Consider the following 21,718-nt stretch of genomic DNA (forward strand, 5'->3'; position numbering starts at 1 on the left):
CAACGGGCCCGACCGCCAACCTTCCACAGCGTCGGCCGGGCCCGCCTGTTCCCTCCCGAGAGAAGGAAGCTTCAGTGAAGCACCCCGACGACGAGAACGAGTTCTTCAACCGACTCGAAGCCGACATGGCCTCCCCCTCCGGACCCGACTCGGGCGCGGATGTGGTCGACCTCGACAAGGCGCGGTCGGCCCGCAGCGAGTCGGCCGACGCAAACCCGAATGGATCGGGCGACCAGTCGGCCGACCCGTCCCCGAATAGGTCCGGCCGCGAGTCGGGCGACCCCAACCCGACGCGATCGGGCGGCGAGTCGGGTCCGGTGATGGTCGACGGTCCCGCCCCGGCGGGGCTTGGGTTCATGGACCGGGTCAAGGGCGCCAAGCGCCGTCCCATCGTGCCGATGTGGCTGACGTCCACGGCGGAACTCAAGGCCGCCACGGGCTGGGTGGCCGGCCACTACGGCCACAAGGCCGGATACCACGCGCTGCGGTCCCCGGTCTACGCCGCGCGGCTGGCGCTGCTGTCGCCGCGCGGTGCGGCGAAGTTCGTCGGCAGCACGATGCGCTGGGTCGCAGACAAGGAGGGCGAGCCGGTCCGACTCGCGGCCGTCCGGCGCGAGGACGCGGCCGAGTATCTCAAGCTCTCCCGGCAGCGCGACGGCCGGGTACGACTGCGGACCCTGGTCATCGTGCTTGCCTCCATCATCGGCGTGGGGGTCGCGCTGGCCCTGTATGTGCTGGCTCCGGGGTGGCTTCAGACGGTGTCGGTCAGTGCGCTGCTGCTGGCGCTCGGGCACCTGGGCCGGGCCGAGGATGCGCCGGTCATCAGCCGCGCGGTGGACCTGCCTCAGGTGCAGCGACTCACGTCGGACATCGTGGCCCGCGCGTTCGCCGCGCTGGGGATCGCGGAGATCAACAAGCAGGCGGCCAAGGGCAAGCCTGGCATCGAGTTCAAGGCCCCGATCCAGCGCGACGGCAAGGGCTGGCGCGCCGACCTCGATCTCCCGTACGGCGTGACCGTCTCGGATGTGCTGGACCGCCGCGAACGGCTCGCGTCGGGGCTGCGCAAGTCGCTGGGCTGCGTGTGGCCCGAACCGGTTCCGGGCGAGCACCCCGGACGGGTGATGCTGTGGGTGGGCGATCAGGACATGGCCCGCGCTCCGCAGCCGTCGTGGCCGCTGATCAAGACCGGGACCACGTCGCTGTTTAAGCCCGTCCCGTACGGCACCGACCCGCGCGGCCGGCAGGTCGGCTTCGACCTGATGTACGCGAACTTCCTGACCGGTGCCATGCCGGGTCGGGGCAAGACGTTCGCGCTGCGCATCCTGCTGCTCGCCGCCGCCATGGACCCGACCTGTGAGCTGCACACCTGGGAGTTCAAGGGAACCGGCGACTTCTCCTCCTTCCAGCCCATCTCCCACTCCTACGGCTCCGGCCCCGGAGACGACGCCACGGTCGAGGGCTGCGTGGAGGCCATGGAATACGTCTACGGCGAACTCGACCGCCGCGCACGGGTAATCAACGGACTGCCCAAGGACATCTGCCCGGAGAACAAAGTCACCCCCGCCCTCGCGGCAAAGAAGTCCCTCGGCCTGCACCCGCTGGTCATGTCCATCGACGAGTGCCAGGAAGTGTTCACCCACGAGCGGTGGGGCAAGAAAGCCGCCGAACTGGCCACCGCGATCATCAAGCGGGGCCGCGCCCTGGGCGTGATCCTGCTGCTCGGCACGCAGCGCCCCGACGCCGACAGCCTGCCGAAGGCCATCAGCGCCAACGTCGGCATCCGGTTCTGCCTCCAGGTCATGGGCCAGCCCGAGAACGACATGGTCCTGGGCACCTCGATGTACAAGAACGGCATCCGCGCCACCTCGTTCACCGCCGATGACCTGGGCATCGGCTACCTGGTCGGCGCGGGGCCCAACCCGCAGATCGTCCGCTCCTACTACATCGACAACGCCAACGCCGAAGTGATCTGCCAGAAGGCCAAGGCCGCCCGCGCGGCGGCCGGCACCCTGCCCAACCCGGACGCGCCGAAGAAGGAGAAGGCCACAGACACCCTGCTGGCCGACATCCTGGCCGTGATCCCCGCCGATGAGGCCAAGGTCTGGAACGAGACCATCGTGGAACGCCTCGCGGAGCTGCGGCCCGAGCGCTACGGCGACTGGGCCCGCATGAGCGGTGAGGAGCAGACCGCGCACCTGACCGCAGCGCTCAGGCCCTACGGCATCGCCGCCGGACAGGTCGGGCGCCGCATCGACGGCAAGTTCGTCAACAAGCGCGGCATCAAGCGCGACGACATCACCACCACGGTCGCGGAGCGTAACCGAAACCGGGACGCGAGCTGACCGCCAGGGCTGCTATCGATAGCGCCACGGCCCGCTATCGATAGCAGCCCCGATAGCGGCCCATATGGACCCTGATCAGGTCGCTAGCGCATAGCGGCCCACCTGCGAAAACCCCTGAAACCCGCCCTGGAGGCACCCTCATGCCCCCCGCCCTGCTCGCTATCGCATTCCTGCTGTTCGTCACGCTCGGTTACGCATCTCTGTGCGCGGCCTCGCCGTTCGGCCAGTGCCGCAAGTGCGACGGACTCGGCTTCACCCTGAAGCACGACCGCAATGGCAAGCCCAAGCGCGGCAAGCACTGCCGCCGCTGCAACGGCCACGGCATCCGCATACGCATCGGCCGCCACCTGTTCAACGTCGCGATGCGCATCCACCGCGACGGCACCCGCTGAGCCGGAACGCACAGCGGCCGACGGTGCCCGTCATGAGACGTACCCCGCTCCCATGGCGGAGCTAGGCGGGCGCAACCGTCGGCCAAACCCCTGAGCTTGCCAGCACCCGAGGGCGCCCGCAGCTTAGCCAGCCATCCCAAGCCACCGTCAAAGGAGATTCCTCTCGTGGCCGTCACCGTCTCCCTGGTCCTGCTCTTCGGACTCGTCCTGTTCTTCCTTCTGCGCTCGAAGACCCTCGGCTACGGCTCCGCGTTCGTCGCCGCGATGTTCGGGTTCTTCCTCGCCTCTACCGGTGCTTCCGGACCCATCAACGAACTCGCCACCGCCGTCATCAACGCCATCCCCAACCTGTAGGGAGCCCGCGATGTACGAACCGCTTTTCCACCGCCACTGGCTCGCACACGTCACCCCGAAAGCTGCCCCCGCGCTCGCCACGTCCACGGTGCTGATCCTCGGCAGGATCTGGAACGCCAACGGCGCCGAACACTCCGTCGGCAACGCCGCGCTCATGGTCGTGCTCGCCGCCGGGGCGGCGGCGGCCGGCGTCTGCGCGGCCGGACGCCTCGGGGACAACGTCATCGCCGGAACCGGCTTCGCAGCCGCTGGCGGACTCGCCCTCGCCGGAGTCGCCGGATACGCCGACGGCCTCTCCCTGCCCCTGCTGCTCTGGGCACTCGCAACCGCGGTCGCCTACGGGCTCGCCGCCCGCTACTGGCGCACCGACCGCCGCGACACCACCGCCCACGAGCGCCGCACCACCGAACGCCGCGAGGACCACGCCCACATCGAGCGCGTCGAAGCCCTGCGCGCCGGAGCACAGATCGAAGTCGCCCGCTCCGGCGCCGCCTACGCCGAACAGCTCGCCACCGCCCTCATCACCCGCGCCGCCCTGCCCGGCTTCGACCCCAAGGCACTCACCAACGCTGGACTCCCCGAACTCCCTGCCATCGACGCCACCAAGGAGCACTGAGACATGTTCGAGATCCGCATTATCTGCGACCCCGCCGACACCGAGCGGGTCACCACGACGCTCGCGGAGACGTTCACGACCGGAGCCGTCAGGCGCTCGCCCTCCCGCACCTCGGACAAGGCGCGGCTGTACGTCACCGCCGAACACCGCGAGGCGTGGCCGATGCCGGAGCAGGCGTACGCGAAGGCGCCGAGCATCGTCAGTGAGATCGGCTGGGCGACCCAGCGGACTCGGGAGGCCCTGTGGCCCCTGCACCCGTCGGACGTGCGCGAGTTCTGGCTCCGCAAGGCCGCTGTCCTCGACCGCATCGCCCTGGACGACGAGCGCGAGGGCGGCCGTTCCGACGCTGCCGAACTGGCCGAGGGTGCCGCTGAGGAGCTGACCGTCCTGGACTCCGTCACCCCCGCCCGCGGGCCGCGCGCGTACGTCCGGCAGCAGTACGCCCGGTGGGCGAAGCACCAGTAGCAACGCCGCGGCGGCGAGACTCCCCACCAAGGTCGCCCGCCGCCGCGGTTCTCCCTGCTTGCACGAAGACAGACAGGAGAACTCCCAGCATGACCTACTCGATCCCCGACCGGCGAGACGGCCACCGACCGATCCTGTTACACGCATTGAGGCTTGCACGAGCAGGTATGCCAGTGCTGCCGCTGCGGGAGGGCAAGGTTCCATTCGGGAACTGCCACGCCTGCGCCGACGGTGCCTGTGGCGGGCGCCCCCACATGAAGAGCGCCGGCCCCTGCCAGTGCCCGGCCGTCTGTCACGGCTGGGCAGCTGCCACCACCAAGGCCAGCGTGCTCGCCTCCGCCTCGTGGGCACCCGCATGGCGCCGCGCCGTGTCTGTGGCCTACCACCCCGCCGGGGCAGGGCTGACCGTTGTCGACCTTGACAACGCCGACGCGGTCGCGTGGGCCCGCCGTACTCTGCTGGCCACCCGAACGGTGCAGACAACGCGCGGCGAGCACTGGATCTACCGGGGCACCCTCCCGTCGGCGAACTCCGTGAGGCCCGGTGTGGATATCAAGTCCCGTATGGCCTACGCCCGCTGGCTGGGACATGGCAACGGCACTCTGTCGGATGTGCCAGCGACTGTCCGCGCGCTCGTGGAAAGGGAAGAGACCACCCCGCCCCTGGGGAGGGTGGCTTCTTCGTCCCCAGCGCGCGCCGAGTGGGACCGGACCGTGGCCACCGGGTGCAGGCACACCGAGACGTACGTCCGCACTGGTCTGGAACGTGGATTGTCCCTCGTGCGAGGCCGTACCGAGTCGGGCGCCGGATCACAGGCGTTCGGTGTCGCTCGGTTCATCGGAGCCCAGCACGCGCAGTGTCCCGGGCCGTGCGGGCTGGACGCAATCGAGCGGCTGATCGTTGCCACCGCCGTCTCCGTGGGCGTCCCCGAGCCCTATGCCCATCGGGCCGTCACCAACGGTCTTATCGCCGCATTGGGGAGGGCTTCGTGACTCACACCACCAACCAGTCCGGCGGCGCCGAACAGCCCTGTCCTGTACAGGCCGTGGGCGCCGCGAAGGACGTCGCCCGACAGGGCGTCCTTTCAGCTTCAGGCTCTGACTCGCAGGAAGGCAGGACAGCAGCATGAGCGCCAACCCGATTCCGCCCCTGCACCTGTACTCCGTCCCAAGCGATCAACCCGCCCCTCCCGAGGCGCCGCCGAAGCGCGAGCGCCCTCGGACCGCGTGGACCGCCGACCAGCTCATGGCCGCGGACTTCCCCGAGCCGAAGTGGGCCGTGCCCGGCATCCTCGCCGAGGGCGTGAGCCTGCTCGCCGGACCACCGAAGGTAGGCAAGTCCTGGCTCTTCCTCGGTCTTGGCCTCTCGGTCGCCGCCGGGGGAAACGCCTTCGACTCGGTGCCCGTCCAGGGCGGGCCCGTGCTCTACCTCGCCCTGGAAGACACTCCGCGCCGTCTCCAGACCCGCATGGGCAAGCTCCTCGGAGGGCAGAAGGCGCCGGCCGGTCTCACCCTCGTGACAGAGTGCCCGCCCTTCCCACAGGGCGGGGTGGAAGCCATCGCAGGATGGCTCGACCGCAACCCGGACGCCCGCATGGTCGTCATCGACGTCTTCGCCAAGATGCGCGGACAGTCCCCACAGGGCGCGTCCGCGTACGACGCGGACTATGTCGCCGTGGGATACGCGAAGCGACTCGCGGACCACTACGGCATCGCCGTCGTCCTGGTCCACCACGTCCGCAAGATGGCCTCCGAGGACTTCCTCACCGAGGTCTCCGGTACGAACGGCATCGCTGGGGCCGCGGACGCCACCCTCGTCCTCAAGCGAGCCCGTGGGCAGGCTGACGGGATTCTCCATGTCACCGGGCGCGACGTTGATGAAGCCGAGTACGCGCTTCAGTTCCAATCTGCCTCTGGAGCCTGGCAGTTGCTCGACGGACCGGTCTCCGACCACACCGTCGGCGACACCCGAGCAGCCATCCTCAAGTTCGTCCGGGGCAACCCCGGGACGAAGCCTAAAGACATGGCCGCAGCGCTCCCGAACGTCGACGCCGACACCATCCGGCGCACCTGCTCCCGCATGGCCACCGACGGACAGCTCACCAAGGACGCCGGCGGCCGGTACTACCCGGACACCCAGAGCCGGACACAGGGCACCCCGGACGTGTCCGAGCTGTCCGACTGTCCGGTTAACCCCTCTGACCAGCCCGAACACCCCGGACAGTCGGAATTCGACCTGTCCGGGCTGTCCGGTCGCCCCTCCGTTGGGACTCAAGCCCCGAAGAGCGGCCTGTGAGCCGGGATGAGTCGCGACTTACAGCAATGCGGACCCAACTTCCCTCGCGTACAGAAGGAGGCGAGCCGATGAGCTCGACCGCCCGCCGACGGCCCAGCGGCGAGATGCTCACTATTGCTCAGGTTGCGGAAGAGATCGGCGTCTCTCTGGCGACCTTCTACCGGTGGCGGCAGCTCAGGAAGGGCCCGAAGTCCATCAAGCTCCCGAACGGCTCGGTGCGCATCCGCCGCTCCGAGCTGGAGCGCTGGATCGAGACCCTGGAGGACGCCGCGTGACGTACCGCAAGCCCAGCGAGTCTCCGGGGGCCCGCAACAGCGGGCGCCCGCCCCTGGCCGACGAGCCGAGCCTCTCCACCGACGTACGCGTCTGGAAGGTCAGCAAGATCTCCAGCAAGAAGGCGCCCTACCAGCTTCGTTGGGTGGTGGCCGGCAAGGTTCGCCACGCCACCTTCGCCACGGTGGCCCTGGCAGAGAGCCGCCGCTCCGAGCTGTGGCAGGCCATGAAGCGCGGCGAGGCATTCGACGTGGAGTCCGGCCTGCCGGAGTCTGAACTCCGTGCGGCTGCTGCGAAGGAGAACGCCCGGCCTGATCCGTCGTGGTGGGACTTCAGCTGTGAGTACATGGCTCTCCGTTGGCGTACGGCAGCGGCCAAGACCCGCGAGGGTCTGGCTGACAGCCTGGCCACGGTGGCGCTCGCCATGGTGGAGGAGGGGAAGAAGGCCCCGACGCCGGAGGAGACGCGGCTGGCGATGCGCTGGGCGGTCGTACCCGCACACAAGGATGAGGATCCTCCGGAGGAGCTCGCGGCTGCCTGCGCGTGGCTCCAGAACCGCTCGCTGCGCCTGTCGTCCCTTGCTGATCCCAAGGTAGTGCGGGATGTCCAGTACCGGCTCTCGTTCAAGCTGGACGACACCCCGGCAGCGGGGGAGACGTACAAGCGCCGGCGCCGTGGCTTCAACACGGCTATGGAGTACGCCATCGAGTGCGGGTACCTGAGGGAGAACCCGCTCTTGGGAGTGAAGCGCAAGGGGTCTACCAAGGGCGATGCGGTGGACCCCCGGGTCGTGGTCAACGCCGTGCAGGGCGAGCAGCTCCTGACGGCCGTCTCGTACGTGGGATCCGTCCACCGGAACCGCGGGCGCCGACTCGTCGCCTTCTTCGCCTGCCAGCTGTACGCGGCGATGCGGCCGGCCGAGGCGGTGGCGCTGCGGGAGAAGGACTGCTACCTCCCGGAGAAGGGATGGGGGACGCTCACCCTCAAGGAGACTCGGCCTGTGTCCGGCAAGCGGTGGACGGACTCGGGACAGCGCCACGACAAGCGCGGGCTCAAGTCCCGGGAGCCCAAGGCGGACCGGCCGGTCCCGATCCCTCCGCCACTGGTCGCCATGCTTCGCGCGCACATAGCGGAGTTCGGCACGGCGAAGGACGGCCGGCTCTTCGCCAACGAGCGCGGCGCCGTGCTCGGCACGTCCAGTTACTGGAGGGTCTGGCAGGAGGCTCGGCCGATCGCCCTCCCGCCGGAGAAGGTGGATTCCCCGCTCGCCCACCGGCCGTACGACCTGCGGCACACCTGCATCACGAACTGGCTGAACGCGGGAGTCCCCGTCGCCGAAGTGGCCCGCCGTGCGGGCAACTCGCCCGAGGTCATCCACCGCCGGTACGAAGGCTGCATCGACGGCCATGAGGAGCTGAACAACAGGAAGATCGAAAAGGCCATGGGGTGGGCGTCGGACGCCCGGTGAGTGCCGCGAGGGCTCACACGCCGCTCACACACAACCAGCGATAGACAACGACAAAGAGCCGGACCCAGTGGGACTGGGTCCGGCTCTCAATGTCTGGCACTTCCGCAGGTCAGCGGATTGATCACGCTGGTCCGGCTTCTGTGCCCCCGGCAGGATTCGAACCTGCGCACACGGCTCCGGAGGCCGTTGCTCTATCCCCTGAGCTACGGGGGCGTCCGCCGTGTTCGGCGGCGACGGGTAGAACCCTACCAGCATCCGAGCAGTGGCTGTGAACAGGTATTTCCGTCGCGTCACCGACCCCTCGTTCCCCCTCACGGGTCGGAAGTGGGCAAAACCCGGACGCAGCCCCTTCCCGCGACCTACTCTCGTCTGTGTGTCAGGCGTGTCCGGTCGGGTGCTCGTTGTCGATGACAACCGGGTGATCCGGCAGTTGATCAGGGTCAATCTCGAACTCGAGGGGTTCGAGGTCGTGACCGCGGCCGATGGTGCCGAGTGTCTGGATGTCGTGCATCAGGTCTGTCCTGATGTCGTCACCCTCGACGTCGTCATGCCCCGCTTGGACGGGTTGCGTACCGCCGAGAAACTGCGGTCCGATCCGCGGACCAGTCATGTGCCCGTCGCCATCGTCAGTGCCTGTACGCAGCACGAGATGGACAGCGGTGTCGCGGTCGGCGTCGACGCCTTCCTCGCCAAGCCCTTCGAGCCCGCCGAGCTCGTCCGCGTCGTGCGGCAGCTCATGCATCGGGAGCGCGGCGAGCGGCGTGACGCACAGGAGGGGCCTTCTGCCGTCGACGGCAGACACGAGGCCGGACGCGCCGGCAGCCCCAGCGGGTCCCATTAGGGCGTGGGCCGTCACCGTGGGCTGGGGTCGCCGGTGAGCGCGGCCCGCCCATGCGCCCGTCCCCTCCTGCCCGCATTGCGAAACCGGTTCGCGTTCCGACCCCCCTTCTCCCATACGCTTGTCCCGTGACCCCCGCGGACCTCTCCCTCACCGTGCTGCACGCCGTGCGCCGTGCGGTCGACGACGGTGCGCTGCGGGTCGACGGCGGAGACCTGCCCCGGCACATCAAGATCGAGCGGCCCCGGCCCGGCGGGCGTGGGGACTACGCCAGCAATGTGGCCCTGACCCTCGCTCGTGCCACTCGGCGCACCCCCCTCGACGTGGCTGCCATCCTTCGGGACCGGCTCCACCACAGCCCCGAGCTCGCCGCCGTCGACATCACCGGGCCCGGGTTCCTCAACTTCACCCTGCGCCAGGGGGCGCAGCACGACCTCGTGCGCGAGATCCTCCGCCAGGGTCACCGGTACGGGTGGCGCCAGGCCGGAAATGAGACCGGACGCCAGACCGGAGACCGGACCGGCCACGAGCTCGTCCACCGCGCCGATCTCCGCGCCGCCGTCACCGCCGACTCCGTGCGGCGCATCCTCGCCTCCCAGGGCATCCCCGTCCGCACCCACTGCCCGGGCGCCCCCGACCCCGACTGGGCCCTCCTCGGCGTGCGGATCGAGGACCGAGGCGAGCCGAGCCTTTCCGCCGACGTCGCGCCCCTGCCCGTTCCCGACTCCCCCCGCGCCCTCGTCCGCCGTCTCGGCGTCGACGCCGCCCGTTGGGGGCTCCTCTCCGCCGCCTCGCACGACCGGGCCCGTCTCGGCGACGAGCTTCTCCGTCAGCACGAGGACAACCCGCTCTTCCGCGTCCGGTACGCCCACTCCCGTACCCGCGCCCTCCTCCGTAACGCCGAGCAGCTCCAGTTCTCCAGCCGGCCCGACCCCGCCGTCGAAGACGTCCAAGACGCCGGCGGCCGCCCCACAGCCGAAGACGCCCCCACCCCCGCCGTCGAAGACGTCCCCACCCCCGCCGTCGAAGACGCCGCCACCCCCACCCCCGACGACGCCCTCGTCCTCACCCGCGCCCTCGGCGACCACCCCGTCGTCCTCGCCGGCGCCGCTCGCCACCGTGCCCCCGATCGGGTCGCCCGGCACCTCGAAGTCGTCGCCGATGCGCTGCTCGACTTCCAGCACACCGTCCTGCCCCTCGGCGACGAGAAACCCTCGGCCGCCCATCGATCCCGGCTCGCGCTCGCCGAAGCCGCCGGGGTGGTGCTCGCCGGTGGCCTCTCCCTGCTCGGCATCAGCGCACCCGACCAGATTTGAAAGATTGCAGACATGAGCCGTTCCGCCCACCCCGCCGGGCCCCGTCACGCCGACGTCCTCCCCGAGGGGCACTACACCGCCCCGCCCTCCGACCTGAACCTCCTCGACCCCAAGGTCTGGGCCAGGACCGTCGAGCGTGACGACCGCGGCGTCGTCACCGTCGGCGGCATCGGAGTCGACGAGCTCCGCGAGCAGTTCGGCACCCCCGCGTACTTCCTCGACGAGGCCGACTTCCGTGCCCGCTGCCGCGCCTGGGCCGACGCCTTCGGCACGGACGCCGACGTCTTCTACGCCGGCAAGGCCTTCCTCTCCCGCGCCGTCGTGCGGTGGCTGAAGGAGGAGGGGCTGAATCTGGACGTCTGTTCCGGCGGCGAGCTGACCACCGCCCTGTCGGCCGGGATGCCCGCCGAGCGCATCGCCTTCCACGGGAACAACAAGTCCCAGGAAGAGATCCGGCGCGCCGTCGAGGTCGGCGTCGGGCGCATCGTCCTCGACTCCTTCCAGGAGATCGTCCGCGTCGCCCACATCGCCGAGTCCCTCGGCAAGCGGCAGCGCGTGCAGATCCGGGTGACGGTCGGCGTCGAGGCCCACACGCACGAGTTCATCGCCACCGCCCACGAGGACCAGAAGTTCGGCATCGCCCTCGCCGGAGGACAGGCCGCCGAGGCCGTCCGCAGGACCCTCAGGCTCGACGGGCTCGAGCTCATCGGCATTCACTCGCACATCGGGTCGCAGATCTTCGACATGGCCGGCTTCGAGGTGTCCGCCCGTCGCGTCGTCCAGCTGCTCGCCGAGGTACGCGACGAGCACGGCGTCGAGCTCCCCGAGATCGACCTCGGCGGCGGCCTCGGTATCGCCTACACCTCCGAGGACGACCCCCGCGAGCCGCACCACATCGCCAAGGCCCTCACCGAGATCGTCACCCGTGAGTGCGAGGCGGCAGGACTCCGTACGCCGCGGATCTCCGTCGAGCCCGGACGCGCCATCGTCGGACCCACCGCCTTCACCCTGTACGAGGTCGGCACCGTCAAGCCCCTCGAAGGGCTGCGGACGTACGTCAGCGTCGACGGCGGTATGTCGGACAACATCCGGACCGCGCTGTACGACGCCGAGTACAGCGTCGCCCTGGTGTCGCGGACGAGTGACGCCGAGCCCCTGCTCACCCGCGTCGTCGGCAAGCACTGTGAGAGTGGCGACATCGTCGTACGGGACGCGTTCCTGCCCGCCGACATCGCCCCCGGCGATCTGATCGCCGTACCGGCCACCGGGGCGTACTGCCGCTCCATGGCCAGCAACTACAACCACGCACTCCGCCCGCCCGTCGTCGCCGTGCGCGACGGCGAGGCGAAGGTGATCGTCCGGCGTGAGACGGAGGAAGATCTCCTGCGTCTCGATGTCGGGTGATGAAATAAGCGTCTCAGGATCCGGACGAGGGACAGAAACCCTCGTCCGGTGAGTGAGACTGGTCCAACCGTAGAGATACGAAGTAGTACGAGAAACGAGGTCGGATGATGCGTACGCGTCCGCTGAAGGTGGCGCTGCTGGGCTGTGGTGTGGTCGGCTCAGAGGTGGCGCGCATCATGACGACGCACGCCGACGACCTCGCCGCGCGCATCGGCGCCCCGGTCGAGCTCGCCGGCGTGGCGGTCCGCCGCCCGGACAAGGTCCGTGAGGGCATCCCCGCGGAGCTGATCACCACCGACGCCACGGCCCTGGTCAAACGGGGCGACATCGACGTCGTCGTCGAGGTCATCGGCGGGGTCGAGCCCGCCCGCACCCTGATCACCACCGCCTTCGAGCACGGCGCCTCCGTCGTCTCCGCCAACAAGGCGCTCCTCGCCCAGGACGGCGCGAGCCTCTACGCCTCCGCCGACCAGCACGGCCAGGACCTGTACTACGAGGCCGCCGTCGCGGGCGCCATCCCGCTCATCCGGCCGCTGCGCGAGTCCCTCGCCGGCGACAAGATCAACCGCGTGATGGGCATCGTCAACGGGACCACCAACTTCATCCTCGACCGGATGGACACCAATGGTGCCGGGTACTCCGAAGCGCTCGACGAGGCCACCGCGCTCGGGTACGCCGAGGCCGACCCGACCGCCGACGTCGAGGGCTTCGACGCCGCCGCCAAGGCCGCCATCCTCGCCGGGATCGCCTTCCACACCCGCGTACGCCTCGACGACGTCTACCGCGAGGGCATGACCGAGGTCACCGCCGCCGACTTCGCCTCGGCCAAGCGCATGGGCTGCACCATCAAGCTGCTCGCCATCTGTGAGCGCTCCGCCGACGGCGGCTCCGTCACCGCGCGTGTGCACCCCGCGATGATCCCGCTGAGCCACCCGCTCGCCTCCGTCCGCGAGGCCTACAACGCGGTCTTCGTCGAGGCGGAGGCCGCCGGGCGGCTCATGTTCTACGGCCCCGGCGCCGGCGGTTCTCCGACCGCCTCGGCCGTCCTCGGCGACCTTGTCGCCGTGTGCCGCAACAAGCTCAACGAGGCCACCGGCCCCGGCGAGTCCGCGTACACCCAGCTGCCCGTGAGCCCCATGGGCGAGGTCGTGACGCGGTACCACATCAGCCTCGACGTGGCCGACAAGCCTGGCGTACTCGCCCAGGTCGCGACGGTCTTCGCCGAGCACGGCGTATCCATCGATACGGTGCGCCAGCAGGGCAAGGACGGCGAGGCCTCCCTCGTCGTCGTCACCCACCGCGCGCCCGACGCCGCCCTCTCCGGGACCGTCGAGGCGCTGCGCAAGCTCGACACCGTGCGCGGTGTCGCCAGCATCATGCGTGTTGAAGGGGAGTAAGGACCCATGACCAGCAAGGGCACCCACCAGTGGCGCGGCATCATCGAGGAGTACCGGGACCGCCTTCCGGTCACGGACGCGACGCCCGTCGTCACGCTCCGTGAGGGCGGCACGCCGCTCGTCCCCGCTCAGGTCCTCTCCGAGCGCACGGGCTGCGAGGTGCACCTCAAGGTCGAGGGCGCCAACCCCACCGGTTCCTTCAAGGACCGCGGCATGACCATGGCCATCTCCAAGGCCAAGGAGGAGGGCGCGCAGGCCGTCATCTGCGCCTCCACCGGCAACACCTCGGCGTCCGCGGCGGCTTACGCGGTACGCGCCGGGATGGTGTCCGCCGTCCTCGTGCCGCAGGGCAAGATCGCGCTCGGCAAGATGGGCCAGGCCCTCGTGCACGGCGCGAAGATCCTCCAGGTCGACGGCAACTTCGACGACTGCCTCACCCTGGCCCGCGCGCTCTCCGAGAACTACCCGGTGGCGCTGGTCAATTCGGTGAACCCGGTCCGTATCGAGGGCCAGAAGACCGCCGCGTTCGAGATCGTGGACATGCTGGGCGACGCCCCCGACATCCACGTCCTGCCCGTGGGCAACGCCGGCAACATCACGGCGTACTGGAAGGGGTACCGGGAGTACGCCGCGGACGGTCTGGCGACGCACACCCCGCGGATGTGGGGCTTCCAGGCCTCCGGCTCCGCGCCGCTCGTGCGGGGCGAGGTCGTCAAGGACCCGTCGACCATCGCCACCGCGATCCGGATCGGTAACCCGGCCTCCTGGGACTTCGCGATCGCCGCGCGGGACGAGTCCGGCGGCCTCATCGACGAGGTGACGGACCGTGAGATCCTGCGCGCCTACCGGCTGTTGGCCTCTCAGGAGGGTGTGTTCGTCGAGCCCGCCTCCGCCGCGTCCGTGGCCGGTCTGCTGAAGGCCGCCGAGCAGGGCAAGGTCGACCCGGGCCAGCGGATCGTCTGCACGGTCACCGGCAACGGCCTGAAGGACCCCGACTGGGCCGTCGCCGGCGCACCCCAGCCGGTCACCGTCCCGGTCGACGCGGCGACCGCCGCGGAGCGCCTCGGCCTGATCTGATCGGTCCGCCCGGCGTGATCGGCCTCAGTGCAAGAGGCCGATCCGCCCCGCCCAGCCCGATCGGCCTCTTGATCTGGCCTGATCCACCTCTGCCTGGCCTGATTCGGCCCCTCCGAACGGAGGGGCCACCGGGTGAAACCCGATCAGGAACGTACATAGGCGCACAGGATGGCTCGCGACACGCATCGTGCGCCTCCTGTGCGCCCTATGTCGCCACAGAACCTTCCTTCGATAGGCTGTACCGAACCCGCCCCGTTGCATATGCGCGGTGTCGTTGCCGTTGTCGCCCCCGAGGCAGAAGCGGCCCCCGGGTTTCCGTGTACTTCTCTTGAAATCCCGTTGTCGCAAGTCAAGGAGAGTCATCGAGCGATGGCCGGTCCCGCGTTCCGCGCCGCCGCCGTACGGGTGCGCGTTCCCGCCACCAGCGCCAACCTCGGCCCGGGCTTCGATGCCTTCGGCCTGTCGCTGGGGCTCTACGACGACGTCGTCGTCCGGGTCGCCGACTCCGGGCTGCACATCGACATCGCCGGAGAGGGCGCCGACACGCTCCCGCGCGACGAGAGCCACCTGCTCGTACGCTCCCTGCGCACGGCCTTCGACCTGCTCGGCGGGCAGCCGCGCGGCCTCGAGGTCGTCTGCGCCAACCGCATCCCGCACGGCCGCGGCCTCGGCTCCTCCTCCGCCGCCATCTGTGCCGGCATCGTCGCCGCCCGCGCCGTGACCATAGGCGGCGACGCCCGCCTCGACGAGGCGGCCCTCCTCGAGCTCGCCACGGAGATCGAGGGGCACCCCGACAACGTCGCCGCCTGTCTTCTCGGCGGCTTCACGCTCGCCTGGACCGAGTCCGGTGCCGCGCGGGCGATCAGGATGGACCCCTCCGATTCCATCGTTCCGGTGGTTTTCGTCCCCGGGAAGCCCGTGCTGACCGAGACCGCCCGCGGTCTGCTGCCGCGCACCGTCCCGCACGTCGACGCCGCGGCCAACGCCGGGCGTGCCGCGCTCCTCGTGGAGGCGCTGACCCGCCGCCCCGAGCTGCTGCTCGCGGCCACGGAGGACCGGCTGCACCAGGAGTACCGGGCCCCCGCGATGCCCGAGAGCATCGCCCTTGTGAACCGGCTGCGGGCGGACGGAGTCCCCGCGGTCATCTCCGGCGCGGGCCCCACGGTGCTCGCGCTGGCCGAACACGGGACGGCCGACAAGGTCGCCCGGCTGGCGGGAGAGGGATGGGCCGCGAACCGGCTCGATCTCGACGTGTCCGGAGCGAGTGTTCTGCCGCTCGCACCGTAGGGACACGTGATTGCCGGTGATGGAGAGGGGGAATGTTTGTTGGAGCCGGTAGTGTTAACCTCAAGTCAGCACCCGGCGCCTTTGAGGCGCGGTGCTGAGTGTCCCCATCCGGGACCACCGATTCTTCCGGGAGCCTCCCCAACTGCCTGAGCAGCCTGCCTGAGCAGTTTCGAGCACGCTCCGGAACCGGCACGACACCCCTCGCTCTTCCCAGGTGAGGGCCGAGCAGGGGGCCTCGGGCCGGACCCACAGCACGTCTTTTTCTCTTCCGCCGTACCCGGCGGGACCACCGCCCCGACACGGTCCACAAGCCAGGACCGCTGCCGGACAGCACAACCGGTCGCCGAGCCAGATGGCCGACGTCCGCTCCAGGGAAGGACCCTTCGTGAGCGACACCACCGATCTGATGGGCGTGACTGCCGACAACAATGTCGACAACGCCGCGCCCGCCGCAGGTGCTGCCTCTGGCACCACCGCACGGCGCCGCCGCTCCGGCACCGGCCTCGAGGGCATGGTCCTGGCCGAGCTGCAGCAGGTCGCGTCCGGCCTCGGCATCAGGGGCACCGCGCGGATGCGCAAGAGCCAGCTGATCGAGGTCATCAAGGAGGCGCAGGCAGGTGGCGGTTCTTCCGCCCCCGCCAAGGCCGCCGCCGATACGGCTGAGGCCAAGCCGAAGCGCCGCGCCACCTCCAAGGCCCGCACGGCCGAGGGCGCCGCCGAGACCGCTGCCCCCAAGGCGGAGAAGGCCGAGAAGGCCGTCGCCCAGCAGCAGATCGACATCCCCGGCCAGCCGGCCTCCGACGACCAGCCGGCCGGCGAGCGCCGCCGCCGTCGGGCCACCGCGCCCGCCGGCAGCCCGGAGGGCGAGGCCAAGGCCGAGACGGCCCAGGCCGTGAAGACCGAGGCCAAGGTCGAGGCCCGTACGGACTCCCGAACCGAGTCCCGTACGGACACGTCCGCCGACGCCAAGGCCGACGCCGCCGTCGACACCGCCGAGGGTCGCGGCCGCCGTGACCGCGGCGAGCGGGGCGAGCGCGGGGAGCGCCGTGACCGCGGCGACCGTCAGCGCGACCGCCGTGACCGCGGCAAGGGCGACGACCAGCAGGGCGGTGGCCAGGGCGGCCAGCGTCAGCAGCGTCAGGGCGGCCAGCAGCCGAACACCGGCCCGCAGGACGACTTCGACGACGAGGGCGGCCGTCGTGGCCGTCGCGGCCGCTACCGCGACCGCCGTGGCCGTCGTGGCCGTGAGGACTTCGCGACCGGCGAGCCGCAGGTCTCGGACGACGATGTCCTGATCCCCGTCGCGGGCATCCTCGACATCCTCGACAACTACGCGTTCATCCGGACCTCCGGCTACCTGCCCGGCCCGAACGACGTGTACGTCTCCCTCGCCCAGGTCCGCAAGAACGGCCTGCGCAAGGGTGACCACGTCACCGGCGCCGTGCGTCAGCCGAAGGAGGGCGAGCGTCGCGAGAAGTTCAACGCGCTGGTCCGCCTGGACTCCTCGAACGGCATGGCCGCCGATTCCGGCCGTGGCCGCCCGGAGTTCAACAAGCTGACCCCGCTCTACCCGCAGGACCGGCTCCGTCTGGAGACCGACCCGGGCGTGCTGACCACGCGGATCATCGACCTCGTGTCGCCGATCGGCAAGGGCCAGCGAGGCCTGATCGTGGCCCCGCCGAAGACCGGCAAGACCATGATCATGCAGGCGATCGCCAACGCGATCACGCACAACAACCCCGAGTGCCACCTGATGGTCGTCCTGGTCGACGAGCGTCCGGAAGAGGTCACCGACATGCAGCGGTCGGTCAAGGGCGAGGTCATCTCCTCGACCTTCGACCGCCCGGCCGAGGACCACACCACGGTCGCCGAGCTGGCCATCGAGCGCGCCAAGCGTCTCGTGGAGCTGGGTCACGACGTGGTCGTCCTGCTCGACTCGATCACCCGCCTGGGCCGCGCGTACAACCTCGCGGCGCCGGCCTCCGGCCGCATCCTGTCCGGTGGTGTCGACTCGACCGCGCTCTACCCGCCGAAGCGCTTCTTCGGTGCCGCGCGCAACATCGAGGACGGCGGCTCGCTGACCATCCTGGCCACCGCGCTGGTCGACACCGGCTCGCGCATGGACGAGGTGATCTTCGAGGAGTTCAAGGGCACCGGCAACATGGAGCTCAAGCTCGACCGGAAGCTCGCCGACAAGCGCATCTTCCCGGCCGTCGACGTCGACGCCTCGGGTACGCGTAAGGAAGAGATCCTGCTCGGCAGCGACGAGCTCGCCGTCACCTGGAAGCTGCGCCGTGTGCTGCACGCGCTCGACCAGCAGCAGGCGATCGAGCTGCTCCTCGACAAGATGAAGCAGACGAAGTCGAACGGCGAATTCCTGCTCCAGATCCAGAAGACGACTCCCGGAGCAAGCAACAACGACTGACTCCAGAGACGTCCGTCACACGGCGGGGAGCCTGCCTCTAGGGCCGTAACCCCGCCGTGACCTGGACAAACACCACCGCGCCCACCGTGCCTCGCACGGTGGGCGCGGTGCGTTGCGGTCCGTCGCTCTTCGAAACCTCACAGGTTCCTATGCAACCCTTTTGGGCGCTTCGCCGTCACAGAAGGTGAAACTAGGACCTGAGGTAGCAGATGAGTCAGCAGAGCAGGGGTGGCCGAATACCAGGCAGCGGCAACGGCCGCCGACGCAAGCCGCCCACCAAGGGCCGCCGCGCGGTGACCGTCGCCGCCTGGGGTGCGGCCGTGCTCGTCGTGGTCGGCGGCTCCGGACTCGGCTACGTCTACTTCAAACTGGACGGCAACCTCAAGGGCGTCGACATCAACGCCCAGCTCGGCACCGAACGCCCCGAGAACGTCGACAACGGCTCGATGGACATCCTCGTCCTCGGCTCCGACTCCCGCTCCGGCGACAACGGCGCGTACGGCAAGGACGAGGGCGGGGCCCGCTCCGACACCGCGATGATCGTCCACGTCTACGAGGGCCACAAGAAGGCCAGCGTCGTCTCCGTACCGCGCGACACCCTCGTCGCGCGCCCCGCCTGCACCGACGGGCAGGGGAACGCCGTCGCCGGCGAGAAGCGCGCGATGTTCAACACCGCGTACGAGGTCGGCGGCCCGGCCTGCGCGGTGAAGACCGTCGAGTCGATGTCCGGCATCCGCATGGACCACTACATCGAGGTCGACTTCACCGGCTTCACCAAGCTGATCGACAAGCTCGGCGGCGTGGACGTCACCACGACGCAACGCATCACGGACGACAAGAGCCACCTCGACCTCGAGCCGGGCACGCACACCCTCGACGGCGAGCAGTCCCTCGGCCTGGTCCGCACCCGCAAGACCGTCGGCGACGGCAGCGACCTCGGCCGCATCCAGCTCCAGCAGGCCTTCATGAAGGCGTTCATCGAGCAGGTCAAGGACGTCGGCGTCCTCACCAACCCCAAGAAGCTCCTGGACATCGCGGACACGGCCACCAAGGCCATCACGCCCGACTCCGAGCTGGACTCCGTCAACGAGCTCATGGGCTTCGCCAAGGGGCTCTCGAAGATCGGCGCCGAGGACGTCCACATGGTCACGATGCCGGTCCGGTACGACCCCGCCGACCCGAACCGCGTCCTCCCGCTGGAAGCCCAGTCGCAGCAGGTCTGGCAGGCGCTCAAGGCCGACAGGGCCATCCCCGCCTCCGCGACGAAGGACACGGCCACGGGGCAGGCCGACGGCGTCGTGAAGTAGCCCTCCGCAAGCCCGGGCGTACGCCCCCCGACCGCCCGGAATAGTTTCACCACGGACCCGGTTTTGGGAGATACGGCCGGTCCTGGCAGACTGGTACGTCGGCTCCGGTTCACGCAGGTGCAATCCGCACGGCGACCCGGCGCCCTCCCGAAACTAGGAGACACCTTGAAGCGCGAGATCCACCCCCAGTACGTCGAGACCCAGGTCAGCTGCACCTGTGGCGCGTCGTTCACCACCCGTAGCACCCTGACCGAGGGCACCATCCGTGCCGAGGTCTGCTCCGAGTGCCACCCGTTCTACACGGGCAAGCAGAAGATCCTCGACACCGGCGGCCGCGTCGCCCGCTTCGAGGCCCGCTTCGGCAAGGCTGCGGCCAAGAAGTAGCACGTCACTGCGCCGGTCCTTGGTCGCTCCCGCAGGGGGGACCGGACCGGCGCTTTGCCGTCCCCGCAGTCCGTTCGTACGAAAACCAGGAGCCCCCGATGTTCGAGGCGGTCGAGGAACTGATCGGCGAGCACGCCGATCTCGAGAAGAAGCTCGCTGACCCTTCGGTCCACGCGGACCAGGCCAACGCGCGCAAGCTGAACAAGCGTTACGCCGAGCTGACCCCGATCGTCGCCGTCTACCGTTCGTGGAAGCAGAACGGTGACGACATCGAGACCGCCCGCGAGCTGATGCACGACGACCCCGACTTCGCGGCCGAGGTCAAGGAGCTGGAGAAGCAGCGCGAGGAGCTGACCGACAAGCTGCGGCTGCTGCTCGTCCCGCGCGACCCCAGCGACGACAAGGACGTCATCCTGGAGATCAAGGCCGGCGCTGGCGGCGACGAGTCCGCCCTGTTCGCCGGCGATCTGCTGCGGATGTACCTGCGCTACGCCGAGCGCGTCGGCTGGAAGACCGAGATCATCGACTCCACCGAGTCCGAGCTCGGCGGCTACAAGGACGTCCAGGTCGCCGTGAAGACCAAGGGCGGCAACGGCGCGACCGAGCCCGGCCAGGGCGTCTGGGCGCGGCTGAAGTACGAGGGCGGGGTGCACCGTGTGCAGCGTGTGCCCGCCACCGAGTCGGCCGGCCGGATCCACACCTCCGCCGCCGGTGTCCTCGTGACCCCCGAGGCCGAGGAGATCGACGTCGAGATCCACGCCAACGACCTGCGCATCGACGTGTACCGCTCCTCCGGCCCCGGCGGCCAGTCCGTCAACACGACCGACTCCGCGGTCCGCATCACGCACCTGCCGACCGGCATCGTCGCCTCCTGCCAGAACGAGAAGAGCCAGCTCCAGAACAAGGAGCAGGCCATGCGTATCCTGCGGTCCCGGCTGCTCGCCGCCGCGCAGGAGGAGGCCGAGTCCAAGGCCGCCGACGCCCGCCGCAGCCAGGTCCGTACCGTCGACCGGTCCGAGAAGATCCGTACGTACAACTTCCCGGAAAACCGGATCTCGGACCACCGCGTCGGCTTCAAGGCGTACAACTTGGACCAGGTGCTCGACGGCGACCTGGACGCGATGATCCAGGCCTGCGTCGACGCCGACTCTGCTGCGAAACTGGCCGCCGCGTAAGTTCCGTAAGCCCCACCCCGTACCACGGAGGACCAGCGTGAACCTGCTGCTTGCCGAGGTGGCCCAGGCCACCCAGCGGCTGGCCGACGCCGGCGTTCCCTCTCCGCGTTTCGACGCGGAGGAGCTCGCCGCGTTCGTGCACGGCGTCAAGCGGGGGGAGCTGCACAACGTCAAGGACGCGGACTTCGACGCCCGCTACTGGGAGGCGGTCGCCCGCCGGGAGGCGCGCGAACCGCTCCAGCACATCACCGGCCGGGCGTTCTTCCGCTACCTGGAGCTCCAGGTCGGGCCGGGCGTCTTCGTGCCCCGTCCGGAGACCGAGTCGGTCGTCGGCTGGGCCATAGACGCCGTACGGGCCATGGACGTCGTCGAGCCGCTGATCGTCGACCTGTGCACCGGTTCGGGCGCGATCGCGCTCGCCATGGCGCAGGAGGTGCCGCGCTCGCGCGTGCACGCCGTGGAGCTCTCGGACAACGCGCTGGTGTGGACCCGTAAGAACGCCGAGGGTTCACGGGTCACCGTGCACCAGGGCGACGCGCTGAGCGCGCTGCCGGAGCTCGACGGCCAGGTCGACCTGGTCATCTCCAACCCGCCGTACATCCCGCTGACCGAGTGGGAGTACGTCGCGCCCGAGGCGCGGGACCACGACCCGGAGATGGCGCTCTTCTCCGGCGAGGACGGCCTCGACACGATCCGGGGGATCGAGCGCACTGCGCACCGGCTGCTGCGCCCGGGGGGTCTCGTCGTGATCGAACACGCGGACACCCAGGGCGGCCAGGTGCCGTGGATCTTCAACGAGGAGGCCGGCTGGGCGGACGCAGCCGACCACCCCGACCTGAACAACCGGCCGCGCTTCGCCACCGCCCGCAAGGCGATGCCGTGAACCGCACCGCCATGACCACG

20 protein-coding genes and 1 tRNA gene are annotated in these 21,718 nt (G+C 69.9%); 20 read left to right on the forward strand and 1 reads right to left on the reverse strand.

The window, feature by feature from the left end; genetic code table 11:
• Positions 1–74: 74 nt before the first annotated feature.
• From ACFC0D_RS10900 to ACFC0D_RS10940, 9 genes are all read left to right on the forward strand, one after another.
• Positions 75–2,342, forward strand: a complete 2,268-nt coding sequence (locus tag ACFC0D_RS10900; RefSeq protein WP_376433421.1) for a cell division protein FtsK — start codon at positions 75–77, stop codon at positions 2,340–2,342.
• Positions 2,343–2,482: 140 nt separating this feature from the next.
• Positions 2,483–2,734 carry a hypothetical protein gene (locus ACFC0D_RS10905; RefSeq protein WP_376433423.1) on the forward strand — a complete coding sequence of 84 codons (252 nt, stop codon included), beginning with the start codon at positions 2,483–2,485 and terminating at the stop codon, positions 2,732–2,734.
• Between the two features lie 165 nt (positions 2,735–2,899).
• On the forward strand, positions 2,900–3,088 hold the full coding sequence (locus tag ACFC0D_RS10910) for a hypothetical protein (RefSeq protein ID WP_376433425.1): 189 nt from the start codon (positions 2,900–2,902) through the stop codon (positions 3,086–3,088).
• Positions 3,089–3,098: 10 nt separating this feature from the next.
• Positions 3,099–3,704, forward strand: a complete 606-nt coding sequence (locus ACFC0D_RS10915) for a hypothetical protein (RefSeq protein WP_376433427.1) — start codon at positions 3,099–3,101, stop codon at positions 3,702–3,704.
• Between the two features lie 3 nt (positions 3,705–3,707).
• Complete coding sequence (locus ACFC0D_RS10920; protein WP_376433429.1) at positions 3,708–4,169, forward strand: hypothetical protein; 462 nt, start codon at positions 3,708–3,710, stop codon at positions 4,167–4,169.
• Positions 4,170–4,258: 89 nt separating this feature from the next.
• Positions 4,259–5,161 (forward strand): bifunctional DNA primase/polymerase, encoded by a 903-nt coding sequence (locus tag ACFC0D_RS10925; protein WP_376433431.1) that lies wholly within the window; start codon positions 4,259–4,261, stop codon positions 5,159–5,161.
• Positions 5,162–5,294: 133 nt separating this feature from the next.
• Positions 5,295–6,464, forward strand: a complete 1,170-nt coding sequence (locus ACFC0D_RS10930; protein ID WP_376433433.1) for an AAA family ATPase — start codon at positions 5,295–5,297, stop codon at positions 6,462–6,464.
• Between the two features lie 104 nt (positions 6,465–6,568).
• Entirely contained in the window at positions 6,569–6,739 is a 171-nt protein-coding gene (locus ACFC0D_RS10935) for a helix-turn-helix transcriptional regulator (RefSeq protein WP_376433496.1), read from the forward strand.
• Entirely contained in the window at positions 6,736–8,205 is a 1,470-nt protein-coding gene (locus tag ACFC0D_RS10940; protein ID WP_376433435.1) for a tyrosine-type recombinase/integrase, read from the forward strand. The genes ACFC0D_RS10935 and ACFC0D_RS10940 overlap by 4 nt, the downstream gene beginning before the upstream one ends.
• A 141-nt stretch (positions 8,206–8,346) precedes the next feature.
• On the opposite strand, the gene ACFC0D_RS10945 is transcribed toward ACFC0D_RS10940, so the two are convergent.
• Positions 8,347–8,418: transfer RNA gene (locus tag ACFC0D_RS10945), tRNA-Arg, on the reverse strand.
• A 205-nt stretch (positions 8,419–8,623) separates the two neighbouring features.
• Here ACFC0D_RS10945 and ACFC0D_RS10950 point away from each other — a divergent pair.
• From ACFC0D_RS10950 to prmC, 11 genes are all read left to right on the forward strand, one after another.
• Entirely contained in the window at positions 8,624–9,046 is a 423-nt protein-coding gene (locus ACFC0D_RS10950; protein ID WP_376433498.1) for a response regulator, read from the forward strand.
• Between the two features lie 125 nt (positions 9,047–9,171).
• Positions 9,172–10,359, forward strand: a complete 1,188-nt coding sequence (gene nrtL, locus ACFC0D_RS10955; RefSeq protein ID WP_376433437.1) for an ArgS-related anticodon-binding protein NrtL — start codon at positions 9,172–9,174, stop codon at positions 10,357–10,359.
• 12 nt (positions 10,360–10,371) lie between these two features.
• Positions 10,372–11,763 carry a diaminopimelate decarboxylase gene (gene lysA / locus ACFC0D_RS10960; RefSeq protein WP_376433439.1) on the forward strand — a complete coding sequence of 464 codons (1,392 nt, stop codon included), beginning with the start codon at positions 10,372–10,374 and terminating at the stop codon, positions 11,761–11,763.
• Between the two features lie 104 nt (positions 11,764–11,867).
• Positions 11,868–13,160, forward strand: coding sequence for a homoserine dehydrogenase (locus ACFC0D_RS10965; protein WP_355107956.1), 1,293 nt, complete (start codon positions 11,868–11,870; stop codon positions 13,158–13,160).
• A gap of 6 nt (positions 13,161–13,166) precedes the next feature.
• Entirely contained in the window at positions 13,167–14,237 is a 1,071-nt protein-coding gene (thrC, locus tag ACFC0D_RS10970) for a threonine synthase (protein WP_376433442.1), read from the forward strand.
• Positions 14,238–14,606: 369 nt separating this feature from the next.
• Positions 14,607–15,524 (forward strand): homoserine kinase, encoded by a 918-nt coding sequence (gene thrB / locus ACFC0D_RS10975; protein ID WP_158990478.1) that lies wholly within the window; start codon positions 14,607–14,609, stop codon positions 15,522–15,524.
• A gap of 385 nt (positions 15,525–15,909) precedes the next feature.
• Positions 15,910–17,949: a transcription termination factor Rho gene (rho, locus tag ACFC0D_RS10980; protein WP_376433445.1), complete on the forward strand. Its 2,040-nt coding sequence runs from the start codon at positions 15,910–15,912 to the stop codon at positions 17,947–17,949.
• Between the two features lie 209 nt (positions 17,950–18,158).
• Entirely contained in the window at positions 18,159–19,256 is a 1,098-nt protein-coding gene (locus ACFC0D_RS10985) for an LCP family protein (RefSeq protein ID WP_376433447.1), read from the forward strand.
• Positions 19,257–19,421: 165 nt separating this feature from the next.
• Entirely contained in the window at positions 19,422–19,640 is a 219-nt protein-coding gene (gene rpmE, locus ACFC0D_RS10990; protein ID WP_376433449.1) for a 50S ribosomal protein L31, read from the forward strand.
• Between the two features lie 98 nt (positions 19,641–19,738).
• On the forward strand, positions 19,739–20,815 hold the full coding sequence (prfA, locus tag ACFC0D_RS10995) for a peptide chain release factor 1 (protein WP_361434704.1): 1,077 nt from the start codon (positions 19,739–19,741) through the stop codon (positions 20,813–20,815).
• A 37-nt stretch (positions 20,816–20,852) separates the two neighbouring features.
• Positions 20,853–21,698, forward strand: a complete 846-nt coding sequence (gene prmC, locus ACFC0D_RS11000; protein ID WP_329115878.1) for a peptide chain release factor N(5)-glutamine methyltransferase — start codon at positions 20,853–20,855, stop codon at positions 21,696–21,698.
• Positions 21,699–21,718 lie beyond the last annotated feature (20 nt).

It is taken from the genome of Streptomyces sp. NPDC056222, from assembly GCF_042264065.1.
Taxonomy (GTDB): Bacteria; Actinomycetota; Actinomycetes; order Streptomycetales; family Streptomycetaceae; genus Streptomyces.

Excerpts from the sequence above, each read along its gene's own strand:
- thrB (WP_158990478.1), top strand. The coding sequence starts at position 14,607 with ATGGCCGGTCCCGCGTTCCGCGCCGCCGCCGTACGGGTGCGCGTTCCC.
- ACFC0D_RS10935 (WP_376433496.1), top strand. The coding sequence starts at position 6,569 with ATGCTCACTATTGCTCAGGTTGCGGAAGAGATCGGCGTCTCTCTGGCG.
- ACFC0D_RS10915 (WP_376433427.1), top strand. The coding sequence starts at position 3,099 with ATGTACGAACCGCTTTTCCACCGCCACTGGCTCGCACACGTCACCCCG.
- ACFC0D_RS10930 (WP_376433433.1), top strand. The coding sequence starts at position 5,295 with ATGAGCGCCAACCCGATTCCGCCCCTGCACCTGTACTCCGTCCCAAGC.
- lysA (WP_376433439.1), top strand. The coding sequence starts at position 10,372 with ATGAGCCGTTCCGCCCACCCCGCCGGGCCCCGTCACGCCGACGTCCTC.
- thrC (WP_376433442.1), top strand. The coding sequence starts at position 13,167 with ATGACCAGCAAGGGCACCCACCAGTGGCGCGGCATCATCGAGGAGTAC.
- ACFC0D_RS10920 (WP_376433429.1), top strand. The coding sequence starts at position 3,708 with ATGTTCGAGATCCGCATTATCTGCGACCCCGCCGACACCGAGCGGGTC.
- ACFC0D_RS10965 (WP_355107956.1), top strand. The coding sequence starts at position 11,868 with ATGATGCGTACGCGTCCGCTGAAGGTGGCGCTGCTGGGCTGTGGTGTG.
- ACFC0D_RS10925 (WP_376433431.1), top strand. The coding sequence starts at position 4,259 with ATGACCTACTCGATCCCCGACCGGCGAGACGGCCACCGACCGATCCTG.
- ACFC0D_RS10985 (WP_376433447.1), top strand. The coding sequence starts at position 18,159 with ATGAGTCAGCAGAGCAGGGGTGGCCGAATACCAGGCAGCGGCAACGGC.
- ACFC0D_RS10905 (WP_376433423.1), top strand. The coding sequence starts at position 2,483 with ATGCCCCCCGCCCTGCTCGCTATCGCATTCCTGCTGTTCGTCACGCTC.
- prfA (WP_361434704.1), top strand. The coding sequence starts at position 19,739 with ATGTTCGAGGCGGTCGAGGAACTGATCGGCGAGCACGCCGATCTCGAG.